Source organism: Serpentinimonas maccroryi (genome assembly GCF_000828915.1).
Lineage (GTDB): Bacteria > Pseudomonadota > Gammaproteobacteria > Burkholderiales > Burkholderiaceae_C > Serpentinimonas > Serpentinimonas maccroryi.
Window position 1 is genome coordinate 1,905,770 of the sequence record NZ_AP014569.1, and the last position, 16,762, is coordinate 1,922,531.

A 16,762-nucleotide genomic window follows, 5' to 3' on the forward strand; every position below is an offset into this window, starting at 1 on the left:
CCCGGCATGAGCACCAGCCTATCGCTTCAACCCCTGCTGGAACTGCTCGCCCAGACCGACGGCTGGACTGGGCTGCGAGTGCTGGCGGCAGCGGGCTTTTATGCCAGCGCCTTGGTCGCCGTGGGCGGGCTGCTGTTCCGGCTGGTTTTCGGTGGCAATCCAGAGTTGGATCGGGCCACCGGGCTGCGCACGCTGGTGCCCGCTGCCGCCACCTTGGCGCTCGTCCTGCTGCTCTTGCAGTGGCCCTTGCAGGCGGGTTTCTTGGGGGGCGGTTCGTGGGCGGCGGCCTTCGACCCCGGCTTGCTCGCGCTGGTGTTTGAGGGCGCCACAGGCCAGCGCATGCTGCTGGCGGGCAGCGGGCTGCTGCTCTTGCTCGGCGCGGCGATCGCGTGGGAGCGCGGGCACGAGCTTGGCATGACGGCCAGCCAGATCGGAGCGGCGCGGGTGTTGCGCAAGCTGCCGGGCCTGCTCGGTGCGGCGCTGGTGTTGCTGTCTTTCACTTGGGTGGGGCACAGCACAGGGGAGCCGCGCTTGTTGCTGGCCAGTTTGCTGCTGTTGCACTTGGGCGGGCTGGCGTTTTGGGTCGGTGCCCTGCTGCCCTTGTACCGCATCAGCGGCCCGCCGGGTTTAAGCCAGCCGGCGGCCCGCGTGCTGCTGCGCTTTGGCCAGGTGGCGGGGCCTGTGGTGGCGGCTCTGATCGCGGCGGCGCTGTGGTTGGCCTGGCGCTTGCTGGAAGGCTGGGAGCCGCTGCTGCACAGCGCTTACGGGCAAGTCTTGTTGCTCAAGCTCGCCGTGCTGCTGCTGCTGCTGGGTTTGGCTGCGCTCAACCGCTGGATTCTGGTGCCGGCCTTTGCGGCACAAGCCCAGCGTGCCCGCCAGCGGCTGCGCACCAGCATTGCTTGCGAAGGATTTTTGGTGGCCCTGATCCTGCTCCTGACGGCTTTTTTAACCACCACCACCTCGCCGCCGGGCTGAGCGTGGGGCTGAGAGGCCCAAAGCCAGTGCAGGCTTATGCAACTAGACACCAGGGTTTGCAATCGGATTGCAATCCGGCCCGGCGCAGCCGATAATTCCACCAGACCTTTAGCCCTCGGAACCGACCATGAGCACTGCCTTCATCGACGCCCACCTGATCGCTGCCGACGGCGCGCTGCGCGCCCTGTTTGCGCCGCACCGTGCCGCCCGCCCGTGCCCGCGCCCGCCCGCCGATGTGGCTGTGACGGCGTTGAGCGAAGCTGAAAAGCGCCACGCCGGTGCGCTCATGCGCGTCAACCACGTGGGCGAGATCTGCGCCCAAGCGCTCTACACCTCGCAGGCGCTGGCGGCGCGGCTAGGGCCGGGCTCTGAGGCCGAAAAAGAAAAACTGGCGCACCATCTCGAGGCCGCCGGGCAGGACGAAACCGACCACTTGGCTTGGTGCAAGCAGCGCTTGGATGAGCTGGGTGACCGGCCTTCGCTGCTCAACCCGCTCTGGTTCGCCGGCGCCTTTGGTCTGGGCCTGCTGGCCGGGCGCTTCGGTAAAGGCGTGAGCCTGGGCTTTGTGGTCGAGACCGAACGCCAAGTCGAGGCCCACCTCGACAGCCACCTCGGGCGACTGCCGGCGCACGACCACGCCTCGCGCGCCATCGTCGAGCAGATGAAGGCCGACGAAGTGCGCCACGCCAACGAGGCCAAACGCGGCGGCGGCGTCGATCTGCCAGCGCCCGTCAAGGGTCTGATGCGGCTGGCGGCCAAGGTCATGACCACGGTGGCGCACCGGGTCTAGAGCGCGCTGCCAACCCTCCCAGCCTCTCAGCCTCTTAGTCCTCGATCAGTTCGAAGCTGGTGGTGATGGCGGCGGTTTTGCCCAGCATCACGCTGGCCGAGCAGTATTTTTCGTGGCTCAGTTCGATCGCGCGCTGCACCGCCGCCTCGGGGATGCCGTGCCCGCGCACGGTGAAGTGCATGTGGATCTGGGTAAAAACCTTGGGGTCGGTCGGGGCGCGTTCGCTGCTGAGCTTGACGCTGCAGCCGCGCACGTCGTGGCGCCCGCGCTTGAGGATCAACACCACATCGTAGGCGCTGCAACCGCCGGTGCCGGCCAGCAGCGCCTCCATGGGGCGCGGGGCCAGGTTGGCGCCGCCGTGTTCGGGTCGCGCCGAGTCGGGCGCGCCGTCCATGTATAGCACGTGGCCGCTGCCTGTTTCGGCCACAAAGCCCATGGATGAACGGGTGCCGGCGGCGCCGGTCCAGGTGACGGTGCATTCCATTTCAATCATTACCTCAAAAACAACAGGGGCTTACAAAAAAAGATGTTGCATTGCAGCAAATCCGGGTTTACACTAGCGCCATTGTATGCAGGAGTGGCTCGATCAGCGCCTGTAGCGTCCGCAGCCCCCTTGCTGCGTTACCAGTTGTCTCCTCTGCCCTTCAACGGGTGGTTAAGCCCGGTCATCGCGACCGGGCTTTTTTTTGACCGCGCTGGGCTGACTGCCCCCCATGGATTTCGGGCCGCCACAGCGCTTTCCCCTATGATGCCGGGCTGCCCTGCCACATTAGCAACTGGCCTGCCGCCCTGCCCTAGATTTACGCTTTTGCCCCCATGCCCGCACCCCAACCTGCCCCGCCCGCCGCTGTGTCTGCTGCCCCTTTGGCGGAGTCCCCTGCCGGCGCAGCGCCGGCCGCTACCGCCGCCACCGACCTCAGCCCCGCCGACTACCTCAAGCTCATCCTCACGGCGCGCGTCTATGACGTGGCGGTCGAGTCGGCGCTGGAGCCGGCGCGCCAGCTCAGCCGCCGCTTGCACAACAAGGTGCTGCTCAAACGCGAAGACCAGCAGCCGGTGTTCAGCTTCAAGCTGCGCGGCGCCTACAACAAGCTCGCGCACTTGGCGCCCGAGCAGTTGCAGCGCGGCGTCATCTGCGCTTCGGCCGGCAACCACGCCCAAGGGGTGGCGCTGGGGGCGCATCGGCTCGGGGCGCGGGCGGTGATCGTCATGCCCGTGACCACGCCGCAGCTCAAGATCGAGGCCGTGCGCGCCCTCGGTGGCGAGGTGTTGCTGCACGGCGACAGCTATACCGACGCGCACGCGCACGCGCTGGCACTGCAAGCCGAGCACGGCTACACCTTTGTGCACCCCTTTGACGACCCCTACGTGATCGCCGGCCAGGGCACGGTGGCCATGGAGCTGCTGCGCCAGTTGCAAAGCCTGGGCAACCAGCGCCTCGATGCGGTGTTCGTGGCCGTGGGCGGCGGCGGCCTGATCAGCGGCGTGGCCAACTACCTCAAGGCGCTGCGGCCCGAGATCAAGGTCATCGGCGTGCAGATGAACGACTCCAACGCCATGCTGCGCTCGGTCGCGGCGGGCCAGCAGGTGACGCTGGCCGAAGTCGGGTTGTTTTCGGATGGCACCGCCGTCAAGCGCGTGGGCGACGAGACGCTGCGCATCAGCCGCGCTCTGGTCGATGGCTTTATCGAAGTCGATACCGACGCCGTCTGCGCCGCCATCAAAGACGTGTTTGTGGATACGCGCAGCATCGTCGAGCCCGCCGGCGCGCTGGCGGTGGCGGCGATCAAGCAGTACGTGGCCACGCACAAAACCCGGGGCGAGACCTACGCCGCGATTTTGTGCGGTGCCAACATGAACTTCGACCGGCTGCGCTTCGTGGCCGAACGCGCCGAGGTGGGCGAGCAGCGCGAGGGCCTGTTTGCCGTCACCCTGCCCGAAGAGCGCGGCAGCTTCAAACGCTTCCTCGGGGCCATCGGCAACCTGCCGGGCGGACCGCGCAACGTGACCGAATTCAGCTACCGCATCAGCGACGCGAGCGAAGCACACGTGTTTCTGGGCCTGAGCACGCACGGCCGCGGCGAGAGCAGCAAAATTGCCGCCAACTTTGCCCGCCACGGCTTTGCCGCCCTAGACCTGACGCACGATGACCTGGCGCAAGAGCACATCCGGCACATGGTCGGCGGCCACTCGCCGCTGGCGCACGACGAGCGCCTGCTGCGCTTTGTGTTTCCCGAGCGCCCCGGCGCGCTGCTGAAGTTTTTGAACCTGATGCGCCCGGGCTGGAACATCAGCCTGTTTCACTACCGCAACCAGGGCGCCGACTACGGCCGCATCTTGGTCGGGCTGCAGGTGCCCGAGGCCGAAGAGGCCGAGTTCCAGACCTTTCTGACCACGCTGGGCTACCCGTGCGTGGACGAAACCGCCAACCCGGTATATCGGTTGTTTTTGCGCCGTTGAGGGCCGTGCACCGGCGGCCCCAAAAAGCAAAAACCGCCCAAAGTGGCGGTTTTTGCTGGCGACCCAAGCTGCGTATTACTTCAGCTTGACCTCTTTGTACTGCACGTGTTTGCGTGCTTTGGGGTCGAACTTGGCGAAGGCCAGTTTTTCTGGTGTGGTCTTCTTGTTCTTGGTCGTGGTGTAGAAGTGGCCGGTTCCTGCAGTGGATTCCAGCTTGATTTTTTCGCGTCCGCCTTTGCTTGCCATGGTGCTGCTCCTTTAAGCGATCAGGCTTGACCGCGGGCGCGCAGATCGGCGAGCACCGCTTCGATACCGTTTTTGTCGATCAGGCGCAGCGCGGCGCCCGAAATGCGCAGGCGCACCCAGCGCTTTTCGCTCTCGACCCAGAAGCGGCGCGACTGCAGGTTGGGCAGAAAGCGGCGCTTGGTTTTGTTGTTGGCGTGGGACACATTGTTCCCCACCATGGGCTTTTTGCCCGTGACTTCACATACCCGTGCCATGTGGGCACTCCTATCAAATAAAAACAGCCCGAAGGCTGCACCTCGCTCGCGTCCTGTGTTGCGCCGCCTGCCTTGGGGTGCCCTGCAAGCCATGCCTGCAGGCTTTTTCAAGGACGGCTCCGGCTCGCGAGCGGTCGAGGGAGGTTGACCAAGGGCCTTGCATTGAATGCAAGCATGGCGCGGCTTGAACACGCCACCCAACTTGGACAGCCCGCTATTCTAAACCATCAGCGCGGCTGAGTGGCAAATTTTTTTGACAGGCTGAGTGGCAAATTTTGAGTGGCAAATTTTTTGCTGCCTGCAATCCCCCATTCACACCGCTGCAGCGGGACAAACGGGAACCTGTTGCGCCGTATGGATGCGCTGCATGGCGCGTTCGAGCGCACTGCGGCTGGTGCTCTCAACGTACAGGCAGGGCTTGCCGGTGCGTTTGCAGTGCTCTTTGACGCGCCAGTAGGCGTTGTGGCTGATACAGCCCACTTGGCAGATGACCCAGTCGGCGGCCGCCAGGGTGGCTTGCAGCTGGCTCAGGTGGTGTTCGTCACCGCCGTCGTGGTGCAGCAGTTGCGCACCGTGCGCTTCCACCACCTCGCGGAAAGCGGGCAATTGTGCCGTGCGGCCGCCCACGCATGCGACTTTGGTGCCCGGGACCGCGCGGCCGGTCAAGGCGGCGCAGTCGCTGGTGCAACCCGATTCCGGCACCGGTTGCGCCGCGTGCGCTTGCAGAACTGGGGTGGCCTGCTGCGCTTGGGCTTGTGCCTTGCTACCAACCGTTGCCACCACCGGGGCCAAGCAGGTCTGAACCGACCCCTGGGGGCTGGTCGCGCATGGACGCACCGCTGCACGCAAGGCACGGTTGGCCTGCTGGCACTGCTGGCGCAAATCGGCGTTTTCCAGCCGCAGCGCCTCCAGGGTCTTGGCGTCGGGGCGCTCGACCTGCAACTGCTGGCAGCGTGTGGTCAGCCGCTCCTGTTCGGCCACGGCCTGCAGCAGGCTGTGACGCAGCCGCTGCAGCTCGGCTTGCAGCTCGTGCTGGCGCTGCTGCGCCTCATGCTGCTGACGCTGCGCACGCCCTTTGTGCTCGACCAATTCGGCGCGCAGTTGCGCCATTTGGCTGCGCTGCTGCTGCCACTGCTGCTGCTCGACGCGCGTCACCATGCCCACTTGGTGCTGCATCATGTGCACATCGCCCAGCAGCTCGTGCTCCAGCGTGAGCAGGCAGGCCGGGTGAGTGAGCACGGCCCACATCACACCGCCCCATGCCGGCTCTGCCCTTGCCTGCTGCCAGTGCTGGCGCAGCTCGTCGGCGCTGCGCAAATCGGCCACTTGGCGCAACTCGAGGGCGAAGTGCGCGTCGAGCCACTTTTGCAAGCGCTCGGCCAAGGGCGTGCGGCGCCGGCACTCCGAAACCCCGATCTGGTGCAGCTCGTAGTCGCCGCGTCCGTGTACGTCGATGCCACACTTGTGCATCAGCGCACGCTGCTCGCACATCGGCAGACAGACCCCCAGCACCGGGCAGGCGGCGCTGGCGCTCAGCTCCCACAAGGAGCGTCGGCGCTTGGCGGCTTTGCTGGCGCCGTCCATCGACGGCACCTCGAACACCAGTGGCCGCAGACCGTCGGCGCCCGATTCAGACGACCACACCGCCGTGGCTTTACGTGCCAGACACATAAACGTCTCCTACGGTTTGCACCCGCTCGCAGTCCCCGCCCTTGCGCTGGCACTGGCCATCTGCGCCCAGCCAATGGTGGGCATGGCCGACGCAAGCGGTTTGGCACAGCACCTCATCGGATGCGCGCCATGCATCGGGAGCCACATTGGAAGCCGCAGCCTGGTCCAGGGGTTGACTGTGAAAAACCAGGCGCACGAGCGCTTTTTGGGCCACGCTGGCCTGCCCTCTGGGCCACGCACGCCACGAGCGGCGGCTGCGCAGCGGAATCGCCCACCATTTGGCGGTGCGCTCCAAAACGGCCTTGGCCCGGTGGCGCAACAGATCGGCCTCCAGCGCCTCGATGCGGGCGGCCATCTGGCGCACGGTTTCGCTCACCCTTTGCTGCACGCGGGCGTGGTGGCGCAGCCAAACCATCTGCTCATCCATTGGCATGGCGTCCGATGCCGCGCCAGGCACGCAGTCGAAGGCGGCGCTCATTGCAAACCCGCCGTCAGCGGTTGGCCGCTCCAACCCGGGGCGCACGGGGGGCACACCAGCGCTTGCCGGGCTGGCGCCTTGGGCAACGCCTGCCAATGGGCATGCAAGCGCCAGACCATGGCGCGCATCGATGCGCTCAGGCTGGTCTGCTCGGTGAGTGCAAGCAACAAGGCGCCGATTTTGTCCGCCAAAGCGGCTCGCTGGCGCTCGCAAGCGCTCTGGGCGTGGCCGGTCATGAGCGCCAAGGCAGCCGCGAGCATGGCCTCTGAGGCGGGCAACAGGTAGGTATCGGCTTCGGGCCAGTCGAGGTCTCGTTCCATGGCAGCTCCTAGGATGGGGTGCGATGGGTGTATAGTAAATGCGAATCGTTCCTATTGATTGCCATCAAGATTGATTTTTTCTTGATTAAAATGGCGATCGATTGTTTTTATGGAAAGCTCGACGCTCCCTGCTCGCCGCCCTGCTCTGCACCCAGTAGGCCGTGTCTGCACGCGGCTGCACCAGGCACCCTCAAGCGCCCTCTCCAGCCCAGAGGGAGCCTGAAAGCAGCGGTTCAACGCCGCCAATAATGCCGCGTAAACAACACCAGCACCGTCAGCAGCTCCAGCCGCCCGAGCAACATGGCAAAGCTCAACACCCCAAGCTGAAAGCCGCTGAGCCAGCCAAAGTTGTGCGCTGGCCCGACCAGGCCCAGCCCGGGGCCGATGTTGTTGAGCGTGGCCACCACAGCCGAAAAGGCGGTCACGATGTCGAGCCCGGTGAGCAGCAGCACAAAGCTCAGCCCCAGCGTGGCGGCGCCGTAAATCAGCATGTAGCCAAGCACCGTGATCAGCGTGGCCGAGGCGATGCACTGGCCGCCCAGGGTGATCGGGTTGACCACGCGCGGGTGCACGATGCGCACCAACTCGCGCCGCGCCTGCTTGATCAGCAGCACCATGCGCACCATCTTGATGCCGCCACCGGTGGAGCCGGCGCACGAGACGAAGCAGCCCAGAAACATCAGGTACACGCCGATGAACACCGGCCACTGCCCGTAGTCGGTGGCGGCGTAGCCGGTGGTGGTGGCCAGCGACAACACGTGAAAGGCGCTGCTGCGCAGGGCGGCCCAAAAATCGGTTTCGACCTGGTGCGCCGTGAGTAAGGCCACGACCAGCAGCACCGAGCCGGCCAGCACCAAAAAGTAGCTGCGGATCTCGTGGTCGTTGACGATCGGGCCCAGCGTGAGCGTGCGCAGCACCAAAAAGTAGCGCAAAAAACTGATACCAGCCAGCGTCATGAAGACGATCGCCACCAGCTCCACCGCCGCCGAATCCCAGTAGCCGATGCTCGCGTCCTGCGAGGAAAAGCCGCCCAGGCTCATGGTGCTGCACATGTGGATGAAGGCGTCGGCCCAGCTCATGCCGGCCCAGCGGTAGGCCAGCAGGCAGGCCAGCGAAAAACCAAAATACACCAGCCACAGGCCGCGCGCGGTCTCGGCGATGCGGGGCGTGAATTTGGTGTCTTTCATCGGGCCGGGGGTTTCGGCCTTGTAGAGCTGCATGCCGCCCAAGCCCAGCAGCGGCAACACGGCCACCACCAGCAGCATGATCCCGAGGCCGCCGATGTATTGCAAAAAGGCGCGCCAGACGTTGACCGAAACCGGCAAATCGCCCAAGCCACTCAGGGCGGTGGCGCCGGTGGCGGTGAGCGCGCTCATGGCCTCGAAATAGGCGTGGCTCCAGCTGATGTCGGGCACCAGCCAGTACAAGGGAATGGCGGCGTAGGCGGTGAGCACCAGCCAGACCAGCACCACCAGCAAAAACCCATCGCGCGGCAGCAGCTCGCGGTACTGGTGGCGCGTCAGCCACAGCAGCAGCAGACCCGAGCCGAAGGTCAGGCCAAAAGCCACGCCCCAGATGGCGCGCAGGTAGTCCAGATCCAGCGCCCAGCCCCAAGTCAGGGGCACCAGAAAGGCGAAGGAAAAGGCCATCATGATGCGCGCCAGCAGCGCCAGCACGGGCCCAAAAATCGACCACAGGGCAGACAAGCCGTTCATTTGCGCCAAAAAGCCCTTGTAAACATCACCAGAAAAACCAGAATCTCGAGCCGCCCCAGCAGCATCGCCAGAGAGCATACCCAGAGTTTGAAATCGCTCAACCCCGCGTAGTTGCCAGCCGGCCCGACCACCCCCAGCCCAGGCCCCATGTTGTTGATGCTGGCCAGCACGGCGCTGAATGCGGTGTCGAAATCCATCCCGCCCAGCAGCAGCAGCAAGGTCAGACCGAGCACGGTGGCGCCATAGATCAGCATGAAGGCCAGCACCGACTGTATCGCCGCGTGCTCGACCACCACCCCGCCGACGGTGATCGGCGTCACGGCACGCGGGTGCAGGATGCGCGTCAGTTCGCGCTGCGCCAGTTTGAGCAAGATCAGCAACCGCGCCATTTTGATGCCTGCCCCGGTGGAGCCGGCGCTGGTGGCCAAGGCCGACAAAAACAGCATCAGCCAGGGTGCAAAAGCGGGCCAGAGGGTGTAGTCTTCGCTGGCGTAGCCGGTGGTGGAGGCGATCGAGACCAGGTTGAACAGGGCCCGGCGCAGGGTCTCCCAATCGGCGGCCGCCCCGCCCTGCCAGACCAGCACGGCGGCCACCGCCAGCCCCGAACCCAGCATCAGGCTCTGGGTGCCGCGCCATTCGGGGTTGCGCCAGATGCGCAGCGGGTCGCGCTTGAGCACGGCTACGAAGTAGAGCGCAAAGCTGCCGCTGGCCAGCAGCATGAAGGCGATCGCAATCCACTCCAGCGCGGCCGAATCAAAGTGCCCAATGCTGGCGTCGTAGTTCGACAGCCCGCCCAAGCTCATGGTGGTGAACATGTGCATCCAGGCGTCAAACCACGACATGCCACCGGCCCGGTACGCCAGCAGACAGGCCAGCGACAGCGCGGCATAGACGCTCCACAAGCCCTTGGCGGTGGTAGCGATGCGCGGTGTCAGGCGCGACTCTTTCAGCGGGCCACTGGTTTCGGCGCGCAACAACGAACTGCCCCCGGCGCCGACGAGCGGCAAAATCGCCACCGCCAGCACCAGGATCCCCATCCCGCCCAGCCACTGCAAAAAACCGCGCCAGATGTTGATGGCACCGGGTAAATGGTCCAGCCCCACCAGCACGGTGGCGCCAGTGGTGGTCAGGCCCGACATGGCCTCGAAGTAGGCGCGGCTAAAGTTCAGCGGCTGCCCGACGCCCGCGAAATAGAGCATGAACGGCAGCGCCGCCAGCGCCGGCAACAGCGTCCACACCAACCCGACCAGCAAAATGCCGTCGCGCACATTCAACTCGGTGGCCCGGTAAGGGCGCAGCACGGTGCGGCCCAGCCCCACCAGCGCGGCACCGAGCAGCAGCACCAGCGCCATCGGCCCGACGAAGGCCCACGCTGCCCCGTCGGCCAAGCCGAGCGAGACCGCGATCGGCACCAGAAAGGCCAGGCCAAAGGCCAGCACGATCCAGCCCAGCACCGAGGCGACGCGCAGCAGCGGCATGGGTAACAGCGCTTAGCCGAAAAAGGTGGCTGTGACCTGGAACAGTTTTTCCACCTCGCGCACCAGGCGCTTGTGCGGGATGAAGATCACCACGTGGTCTTCGGCCTCGATCAGGGTGTCGTGGTGCGGCATCAGCACCTGGGATTTTTGTCCTTCGCCGCGCACGATGGCGCCAAAGCGCGCTCCCTGCGGCAGCGCGATCTCTTCGATCCGGCGCCCCACCAGCTTGGAGGTTTTGACGTCGCCGCGCGCCACGCCTTCGAGCGCTTCGGCGGCGCCACGGCGCAGGCTGTGCACCGCCACCACGTCGCCGCGGCGCACGTGGGTGAGCAGCTCGCCGATCACCGTCTGCGCCGGCGAAATGGCGATGTCGATGGCGCTGCCCTGCATCATGTCGGCGTAGGCGCGGCGGTTGATGAGCGCCATCACGCGCCGCGCGCCCAGCCGCTTGGCCAGCATGGCGGCCATGATGTTGTCTTCGTCGTCGTTGGTCAGCGACAGGAACAAGTCCATGTCGGCCACGTTTTCTTCCTCGAGCAGCGACTCGTCGGTGCAGTCGCCGCGCAGCACCAGCGTGCTGGAGGGCAGTTGGCTGGCTAGGTATTCGCAGCGCAGCGGGTTTTGCTCGATCACCTTGACCTGGTACTGGCCGCTGAGGCTGCGCGCCAGCCGCAACCCGACCCGGCCGCCGCCAGAGATCATCACGCGCAGCACCGGTTTGTCGATGGTGTGGATGGCCGCCAGCACGAGCCGGATCTGGTCGGCCGCCGCCAGCACGAACAGCTCGTCGCCAGGCAGAATGCGGGTTTCGCGCGTGGCCTCCATCTCGGTGTCGAGCCGGTACAGCGCCACCACGCGCATGTCGGCGTGCGGCAGCAGCTCTTTGAACTGGGCGATGGTGCGCCCGACCAGGGTGCCACCGTGCTCGGCGCGCACCGCAATCAGGCACACCCGGCCATCGGCAAACTCGAGCACCTGCAGCGCTTCCGGGTACTCGATGAGCTGGTGGATGAAGCGCATCACCGACTCTTCGGGGCAGATCACGTGATCGACCGCAAAACCGGCCTTGCTCATGAGTTCGTCGCCCTCGGCAAACTCGGGCGAGCGCAGGCGCGCGATGGTGGTGGGTACGCTGAAGATGTCGTGCGCGATCTTGCACACCACCAGGTTGGATTCGTCGGCTGCGGCGCAGGCGATCACCATGTCGGCGTCTTTGGCCCCGGCCTCGCGCAGCACCGAGGGCTGGATGCCGTTGCCCACCAGGCCGCGCAAATCGAGCCGGTCTTCTAGCGCGCGGATGCGCAGCGGGTCTTGGTCGATGACGGTGATGTCGTTGTGCTCCGACACCAGGCTCTCGGCCACGCTCTCGCCGACCCGGCCGGCGCCAAAAATGATGATGTTCATGAAGCCGCCAAGGCGCGTTGAATGAGGATTTTTTGCACTTCGCTGGTGCCTTCGTAAATCTGGCACACGCGCACATCGCGGTAGATGCGCTCCACCGGGAAATCGCGCACCACGCCGTAGCCACCTAGGGTCTGGATGGCGGCCGAGCACACCTGTTCGGCCACTTCGCTGGCAAAAAGCTTGGCCATGGCGGCCTCTTTGAGGCAGGGCAGCCCGGCGTCGCGCAGGCTGGCGGCGTGCCAGACCAGTTGCCGTGCCGCTTCCAGCCGGGTGGCGCAGTCGGCGAGTTTGAAGCCCACGCCTTGGTGCTCGATGATCGCGCGGCCAAAGCTGTGCCGCTCTTTAGCGTAGCCGACGGCAAAGTCGAGCGCGCTGCGCGCCATGCCCACGCTCTGCGCCGCGATACCGATGCGCCCGCCTTCGAGCGCACCGAGGGCGATTTTGTAGCCCTCGCCCTCGGCCCCGATGCGCTGCTCGAGCGGGATGCGGCAGCCCTCGAAGCGGATTTGCGCCGTGTCGCTGCTGCGCTGGCCGATCTTGTCCTCGAGCCGCTCCACCAGGTAGCCGGGGGTGGTGGTGGGCACCAGAAAGGCGCTCAAGCCCTTTTTGCCCGCCGCCGGGTCGGTGACGGCGATGACGATCATCAGATCGCCGTATTGGCCGCTGGTGATGAACTGCTTGACGCCGTCGAGCACGTAGCCGTCGCCGTCGCGCAGCGCGCGCGTGCGCAGCTCGGAGGCGTCGGAGCCGGCCTGCGGCTCGGTCAGGGCAAAGCCGCCCAGCAGCTCGCCGCGCGCCAGCGGCGCCAGCCAGCGCTGCTGCTGCGCGATGCTCCCGTAGCGCAGCAAAATGGCGTTGACCGGGCAGTTGGTGACGCTGATGGTGGTGCTCACGCCGCCGTCGCCGGCCGCGATTTCTTCCAGCACCAGCGCCAGCGTCAGGGTGTCGAGCCCCACGCCACCCAGCGCCTCGGGCACGCAGATGCCGTAGCAGCCCAAGGCCGCCAGCCCCTGGTGCGCCTCTTTGGGGAAGGTGTGCCCTTGGTCCCAAGCGGCGGCATTGGGCCACAGTTGCTCGAGGGCGAAGGCGCGCACGGCGTCGCGGATTTGCAGTTGGTCGGGGGTGAGCAGCACGGCCAGGCCTCGCGTTTGCTTAAAAATCTGGGTTAAACCAATTCCAGCGCCATCGCCGTGGCCTCGCCGCCGCCGATGCACAGCGTGGCCACGCCGCGCCGGGCGTTGCGGGCGCGCATGGCGTGGATGAGCGTGACCAGTATGCGCGCGCCGCTGGCCCCGATCGGGTGCCCCAGCGCGCAGGCGCCGCCGTTGACGTTGACGCGCTCGTGCGGCACTTTTAGGTCGTGCATCAGCGCCATCGCCACCACGGCAAAGGCCTCGTTGACTTCCCACAGATCGACTTCGTCTGCCGTCCAGCCCAGCTTGGCCAGCAGCTTTAGGCTCGCGCCCACCGGCGCGGTAGAAAACCACTGCGGCGCTTGGGCGTGGGTGGCGTGGGCGCAGACGCGCACCAGCGGCGTGCAACCGAGCCGCTGCGCCGTGCTGGCGCGCATGAGCAGCAGCGCGGCGGCGCCGTCGTTGATGCTGGAGCTGCTGGCGGCGGTCACGGTGCCGTCTTTTTTGAAGGCCGGCTTGAGCGTGGGGATTTTGTCGAGCTTGATGCGGCCCGGCCCTTCATCGATGTGCACCTCGCGCGCGCCGCTGCGCTCTTGCAGCGTGACCGGGGCGATTTCATCTGCAAAGCTGCCGTCCTGAATCGCGCGCTGGGCGCGCTGCACGCTGGCGCTGGCGTAGGCGTCTTGCTGGGCGCGGGTGAACCCGTAGTGAGCGGCGCAGTCTTCACCGAAGGTGCCCATGCTGCGCCCCGGTTCGTAGGCGTCCTCGAGGCCGTCGAGCATCATGTGGTCGTAGAGTCGGTCGTGGCCGATGCGGTAGCCGCCGCGCGCCTTGGCCAGCAGGTAGGGGGCGTTGCTCATGCTCTCCATGCCACCGGCGATCAGCACCTCGTGGCTGCCGGCCAGCAGCATGTCGTGCGCAAACATGGCCGCGCGCATGCCGGAGCCGCACATTTTGGACAGCGTCACGGCGCCGGCGCTGTCGGGCAAGCCGCCCTTGAAAGCCGCTTGGCGCGCCGGCGCTTGGCCTTGTCCAGCCAGCAAGCAGTTGCCCATCAGCACCTCGGTGACGAGCTCGGGCGCGATGCCGGCGCGCGCCACTGCGGCGGCGATCGCCACCCCGCCCAGATCGTGCGCCGCCAGCGCGGCAAAGTCGCCCTGCAAACTGCCCATCGGGGTGCGGGCGGCGGAAACGATGACGATCGGGTCGGCGGCTGGGTTCATGAGTGGGCTCCTGATAAAAAGTTGGCTGGGTGCAGAAAAATTTAGGCGGTTGCGGCCTCGCGCTGCACCGCCTCGCGCTCTTGGCGCGCCACGCGCTCGATGTAGGCCACAAAGTCTGGGTCTTCGCCGCGCAGCAGCTGATCGAGCGCGGCGGCAAAGTCTTCGCGCCGGCACCACTCGCGCATGTAGTCGTCCCAGCTGTTCCAGCGCCGCTGCTCGGTCGGGCTCATCTGCTCTTTGTAGGCCACCAAATAGGCGCGCTCAAACAGGCTGATGAGCATGTCGAAGATCACCAGCATGCGCTCGCGCTGCTCAGGCGTGGGGTTGGGCAGGGCACGGGTGCTGCGCAGCTGCAAATCGGCGTGGGAGAGCACCACCTGCAAAAACTGGTTGTAAGCGTCGCTCAGGTGCTGGTAGGCTTCCTCTTCTTCGTTTTCGCGCTCTTTGCGCGCTTGCTGCACATAAGTCCAGAGGGCAAAGGGCAAGCCGATCACCGTCACAGCGTTGGCCGCCAGCATGAAGGCGTCGTCGATCGTCATGGGGGCCGCAGCGCTGGGTGTTAGGGGGCGCTGGCGCTCGAGCCCAAGGCCGTCGCTTGCGCCTCCAATGCCGCCGCTTGCGCCTCTAGCGCCGAGGCTTGTTCTGCCAACTCGGCCGCCAGCGCCGCTTGGGCGCGCTGCACCCCGAAGCGGCGCTCGCGCTCGTAGGGGAACACATCGTGCACGTGGCCAGCCAAGATGCGCTCTTTGTGCCCCTGCCAGAAATCGGCCTGCAGCAGATCGGCGTGGTGGCGCATGAAGACCTCGCGCACCATTGGGTTGCTGAGCAAAAAAGGGCCAAAGGTTTCTGGGAAGACGTCGTTCTTGGCCACGTTGTACCAGACGTCGCCGCTCATTTCGTCGTCGTCGTTGCGCGCGGCCGGCACACGGCGGAAATTGCAATCGGTGATGTATTCGATTTCGTCGTAATCGTAAAACACCACCTTGCCGTGGCGTGTGATGCCAAAGTTCTTCCACAGCATGTCGCCGGGGAAGATGTTGGCCGCCACCAGGTCTTTGATGGCGTTGCCGTATTCAAACACCGCGCGCTCCAGCTGCCGGCGTGCGCCGGCATGGGTGCGGTCGTGGCGCAGCACGTCAAAAGCCTCTTGCAGGTAGATGTTGAGCGGGATCATGCGCCGCTCGATGTAGAGGTGCTTGATCACGACTTCAGTCGTGCCGTCGCCGTCGCGGTCGCTGATTTCGATCTGGCTCGGGGCAAACTTTTTGATCTCCTCGATCAGCTCGTCCTCAAAGCGGTCGCGCGGAAACCCAACTTCGCTGAACTCGAGCGAATCGGCCATGCGCCCGACGCGGTCGTGCTGCTTGACGAGCTGGTATTTGCCCCGGATCTGCTCGCGCGTGGTGTCTTTTTGCGGCGGGTAAAAATCCTTGATGACCTTGAACACAAACGGGAAACTCGGCAGGTCAAACACCAGCATGACCATGCCCTTGATGCCGGGCGAAATGCGGAAGCGGTCGGTGCTGTGCCGCATGTGGTACAAAAAGTCGCGGTAAAACAGCGTCTTGCCCTGCTTGGCCAGCCCCAGCGCGTTGTAGAACTCGGCCCGCGGTTTGCGCGGCATCATGCTGCGCAAAAACTGCACGTAGGCGCTGGGCACTTCCATGTCAACCATGAAGTAGGCGCGCGCAAAGCTGAACACCATCAGCAGATCGTCTTCGCCGTGCAACAGGGTGTCGATCACCAGCTGGCCCTGTTCGTTGTGCAGAATCGGCAACGCAAAGGGCAGCTCTTGAAAACCGTTGATCAGTTTGCCGACCGCATAGGCGCCCTTGTTGCGGTAAAACAGGCTGTGCAGCACCTGAATCTGGAAATTGGCGCGCAGCTTGTCGTGCTCAAACAAAGGCAGCAGCGCCTCATAGACCGACTGCGTGTCGCGCTCGAAATCTTCAAACGGCGCGCGCAGGCCAAAATCGCGCACCATGCGGCGCAATTCATCGAGCAAATTGGCGCGCTGCGGGTAGTAGCTGCGGTAGCTGGTGTGGGTCTGCGGGTCTTGCGGCTCCAGGTATTCGGTGCTCACCGCCGGACGCACGAAGATAAAATCGTTCTGAAAATAGCAGCGATCCAAAATTTTGGTGCTGACCGAATTAAAAAAAGTCTCGGCCAGCTCGGGCTGGCGGTGGTCCACCAGCATGCCGACGTAAAACAGCTTGATCTGCTGCCAGACCTCCATCGGCAACTGCGCGGCGTGGTACTCGCGCTCCAGCCTTGTCACGCATTCCTTGACGCGCAGATCGTAAAACTCGATGCGCTCGCGCTGGGCGCGTTGCTGGCCGTGCCAGTCGCGGGTTTCGAAGCGGTGCTTGGCGCGCGCCGACTCGGCCCGGAACAGGCGGTAATGGCGGTCGAAACCGTCGATCATGGCGCGCGCGATGTCGTGCGCCAGCGTGGAGTCGAGCCGTTGCGGCAGGGTGGTGACCATAGGCAGTTGAAGGGGGACAAGGGCCGAGCAGGCCATCTGCCCGCATGCAGACCCTGACACTAGCACAAAAACAGGCCGCCCTGCCTACTGTTCAGCGTGCTGGTTCCGGCCCATCTGCAAGCCACTGGCG

16 protein-coding genes are annotated in these 16,762 nt (G+C 65.5%); 3 read left to right on the plus strand and 13 right to left on the minus strand.

Translation table 11 applies throughout. The features are described from left to right. The first annotated feature begins 6 nt into the window (after positions 1 to 6). Both SMCB_RS08790 and coq7 read left to right on the plus strand, forming a co-directional pair. Entirely contained in the window at positions 7 to 975 is a 969-nt protein-coding gene (locus tag SMCB_RS08790; protein ID WP_045536378.1) for a CopD family protein, read from the plus strand. Positions 976 to 1,102: 127 nt separating this feature from the next. After that, complete coding sequence (coq7, locus tag SMCB_RS08795; protein ID WP_045536380.1) at positions 1,103 to 1,765, plus strand: 2-polyprenyl-3-methyl-6-methoxy-1,4-benzoquinone monooxygenase; 663 nt, start codon at positions 1,103 to 1,105, stop codon at positions 1,763 to 1,765. Positions 1,766 to 1,799: 34 nt separating this feature from the next. Here the strand turns inward: coq7 and SMCB_RS08800 are convergent, their stop codons facing one another. Further along, on the minus strand, positions 1,800 to 2,249 hold the full coding sequence (locus tag SMCB_RS08800; protein ID WP_045537933.1) for an OsmC family protein: 450 nt from the start codon (positions 2,247 to 2,249) through the stop codon (positions 1,800 to 1,802). 332 nt (positions 2,250 to 2,581) lie between these two features. On the opposite strand from SMCB_RS08800, the gene ilvA reads away from it, so the two are divergent. Further along, positions 2,582 to 4,225 (plus strand): threonine ammonia-lyase, biosynthetic, encoded by a 1,644-nt coding sequence (gene ilvA, locus SMCB_RS08805; RefSeq protein ID WP_082027332.1) that lies wholly within the window; start codon positions 2,582 to 2,584, stop codon positions 4,223 to 4,225. Positions 4,226 to 4,300: 75 nt separating this feature from the next. Here ilvA and rpmG read toward each other — a convergent pair whose 3' ends face one another. The 12 genes from rpmG to aceK all read right to left on the minus strand — a co-directional run bounded on the left by rpmG (position 4,301) and on the right by aceK (position 16,632). Next, positions 4,301 to 4,471, minus strand: a complete 171-nt coding sequence (gene rpmG / locus SMCB_RS08810) for a 50S ribosomal protein L33 (protein ID WP_029462955.1) — start codon at positions 4,469 to 4,471, stop codon at positions 4,301 to 4,303. A 20-nt stretch (positions 4,472 to 4,491) separates the two neighbouring features. Next, positions 4,492 to 4,725 carry a 50S ribosomal protein L28 gene (rpmB, locus tag SMCB_RS08815; protein WP_034111793.1) on the minus strand — a complete coding sequence of 78 codons (234 nt, stop codon included), beginning with the start codon at positions 4,723 to 4,725 and terminating at the stop codon, positions 4,492 to 4,494. Between the two features lie 312 nt (positions 4,726 to 5,037). Continuing rightward, positions 5,038 to 6,396 (minus strand): DUF2325 domain-containing protein, encoded by a 1,359-nt coding sequence (locus SMCB_RS08820; protein WP_082027333.1) that lies wholly within the window; start codon positions 6,394 to 6,396, stop codon positions 5,038 to 5,040. Then, positions 6,380 to 6,874 (minus strand): hypothetical protein, encoded by a 495-nt coding sequence (locus tag SMCB_RS08825; protein ID WP_045536384.1) that lies wholly within the window; start codon positions 6,872 to 6,874, stop codon positions 6,380 to 6,382. Before SMCB_RS08825 ends, SMCB_RS08820 begins: the two co-directional genes overlap by 17 nt. After that, a complete protein-coding gene (locus SMCB_RS08830) occupies positions 6,871 to 7,194 on the minus strand; it encodes a hypothetical protein (RefSeq protein WP_052468480.1) in 324 nt (107 codons plus the stop codon). Before SMCB_RS08830 ends, SMCB_RS08825 begins: the two co-directional genes overlap by 4 nt. A gap of 233 nt (positions 7,195 to 7,427) precedes the next feature. Next, on the minus strand, positions 7,428 to 8,909 hold the full coding sequence (locus tag SMCB_RS08835) for a TrkH family potassium uptake protein (protein WP_045536386.1): 1,482 nt from the start codon (positions 8,907 to 8,909) through the stop codon (positions 7,428 to 7,430). Beyond that, positions 8,906 to 10,387 (minus strand): TrkH family potassium uptake protein, encoded by a 1,482-nt coding sequence (locus tag SMCB_RS08840; protein ID WP_045536387.1) that lies wholly within the window; start codon positions 10,385 to 10,387, stop codon positions 8,906 to 8,908. The genes SMCB_RS08835 and SMCB_RS08840 overlap by 4 nt, the downstream gene beginning before the upstream one ends. Positions 10,388 to 10,399: 12 nt before the next feature. Continuing rightward, the gene (trkA, locus tag SMCB_RS08845) at positions 10,400 to 11,791 is read right to left on the minus strand and encodes a Trk system potassium transporter TrkA (protein WP_045536389.1); all 1,392 of its coding nucleotides are present in this window, start codon (positions 11,789 to 11,791) and stop codon (positions 10,400 to 10,402) included. Further along, complete coding sequence (locus tag SMCB_RS08850) at positions 11,788 to 12,924, minus strand: acyl-CoA dehydrogenase family protein (RefSeq protein WP_045536391.1); 1,137 nt, start codon at positions 12,922 to 12,924, stop codon at positions 11,788 to 11,790. Before SMCB_RS08850 ends, trkA begins: the two co-directional genes overlap by 4 nt. Positions 12,925 to 12,956: 32 nt before the next feature. After that, a complete protein-coding gene (locus tag SMCB_RS08855) occupies positions 12,957 to 14,147 on the minus strand; it encodes an acetyl-CoA C-acyltransferase (protein WP_045536393.1) in 1,191 nt (396 codons plus the stop codon). A 41-nt stretch (positions 14,148 to 14,188) separates the two neighbouring features. After that, complete coding sequence (locus SMCB_RS08860) at positions 14,189 to 14,686, minus strand: hypothetical protein (protein ID WP_045536394.1); 498 nt, start codon at positions 14,684 to 14,686, stop codon at positions 14,189 to 14,191. 20 nt (positions 14,687 to 14,706) lie between these two features. Then, positions 14,707 to 16,632 carry a bifunctional isocitrate dehydrogenase kinase/phosphatase gene (aceK, locus tag SMCB_RS08870; RefSeq protein ID WP_082027334.1) on the minus strand — a complete coding sequence of 642 codons (1,926 nt, stop codon included), beginning with the start codon at positions 16,630 to 16,632 and terminating at the stop codon, positions 14,707 to 14,709. Positions 16,633 to 16,762 lie beyond the last annotated feature (130 nt).

Bases quoted from the DNA above. Each gene is read 5' to 3' on its own strand.
- SMCB_RS08790 (WP_045536378.1), top strand. From the start codon at position 7: ATGAGCACCAGCCTATCGCTTCAACCCCTGCTGGAACTGCTCGCCCAG.
- SMCB_RS08825 (WP_045536384.1), bottom strand. From the start codon at position 6,874: ATGAGCGCCGCCTTCGACTGCGTGCCTGGCGCGGCATCGGACGCCATG.
- rpmG (WP_029462955.1), bottom strand. From the start codon at position 4,471: ATGGCAAGCAAAGGCGGACGCGAAAAAATCAAGCTGGAATCCACTGCA.
- SMCB_RS08855 (WP_045536393.1), bottom strand. From the start codon at position 14,147: ATGAACCCAGCCGCCGACCCGATCGTCATCGTTTCCGCCGCCCGCACC.
- SMCB_RS08840 (WP_045536387.1), bottom strand. From the start codon at position 10,387: ATGCCGCTGCTGCGCGTCGCCTCGGTGCTGGGCTGGATCGTGCTGGCC.
- coq7 (WP_045536380.1), top strand. From the start codon at position 1,103: ATGAGCACTGCCTTCATCGACGCCCACCTGATCGCTGCCGACGGCGCG.
- SMCB_RS08820 (WP_082027333.1), bottom strand. From the start codon at position 6,396: ATGTGTCTGGCACGTAAAGCCACGGCGGTGTGGTCGTCTGAATCGGGC.
- SMCB_RS08830 (WP_052468480.1), bottom strand. From the start codon at position 7,194: ATGGAACGAGACCTCGACTGGCCCGAAGCCGATACCTACCTGTTGCCC.
- trkA (WP_045536389.1), bottom strand. From the start codon at position 11,791: ATGAACATCATCATTTTTGGCGCCGGCCGGGTCGGCGAGAGCGTGGCC.
- SMCB_RS08860 (WP_045536394.1), bottom strand. From the start codon at position 14,686: ATGACGATCGACGACGCCTTCATGCTGGCGGCCAACGCTGTGACGGTG.
- aceK (WP_082027334.1), bottom strand. From the start codon at position 16,632: ATGGTCACCACCCTGCCGCAACGGCTCGACTCCACGCTGGCGCACGAC.
- ilvA (WP_082027332.1), top strand. From the start codon at position 2,582: ATGCCCGCACCCCAACCTGCCCCGCCCGCCGCTGTGTCTGCTGCCCCT.
- rpmB (WP_034111793.1), bottom strand. From the start codon at position 4,725: ATGGCACGGGTATGTGAAGTCACGGGCAAAAAGCCCATGGTGGGGAAC.
- SMCB_RS08800 (WP_045537933.1), bottom strand. From the start codon at position 2,249: ATGGAATGCACCGTCACCTGGACCGGCGCCGCCGGCACCCGTTCATCC.
- SMCB_RS08835 (WP_045536386.1), bottom strand. From the start codon at position 8,909: ATGAACGGCTTGTCTGCCCTGTGGTCGATTTTTGGGCCCGTGCTGGCG.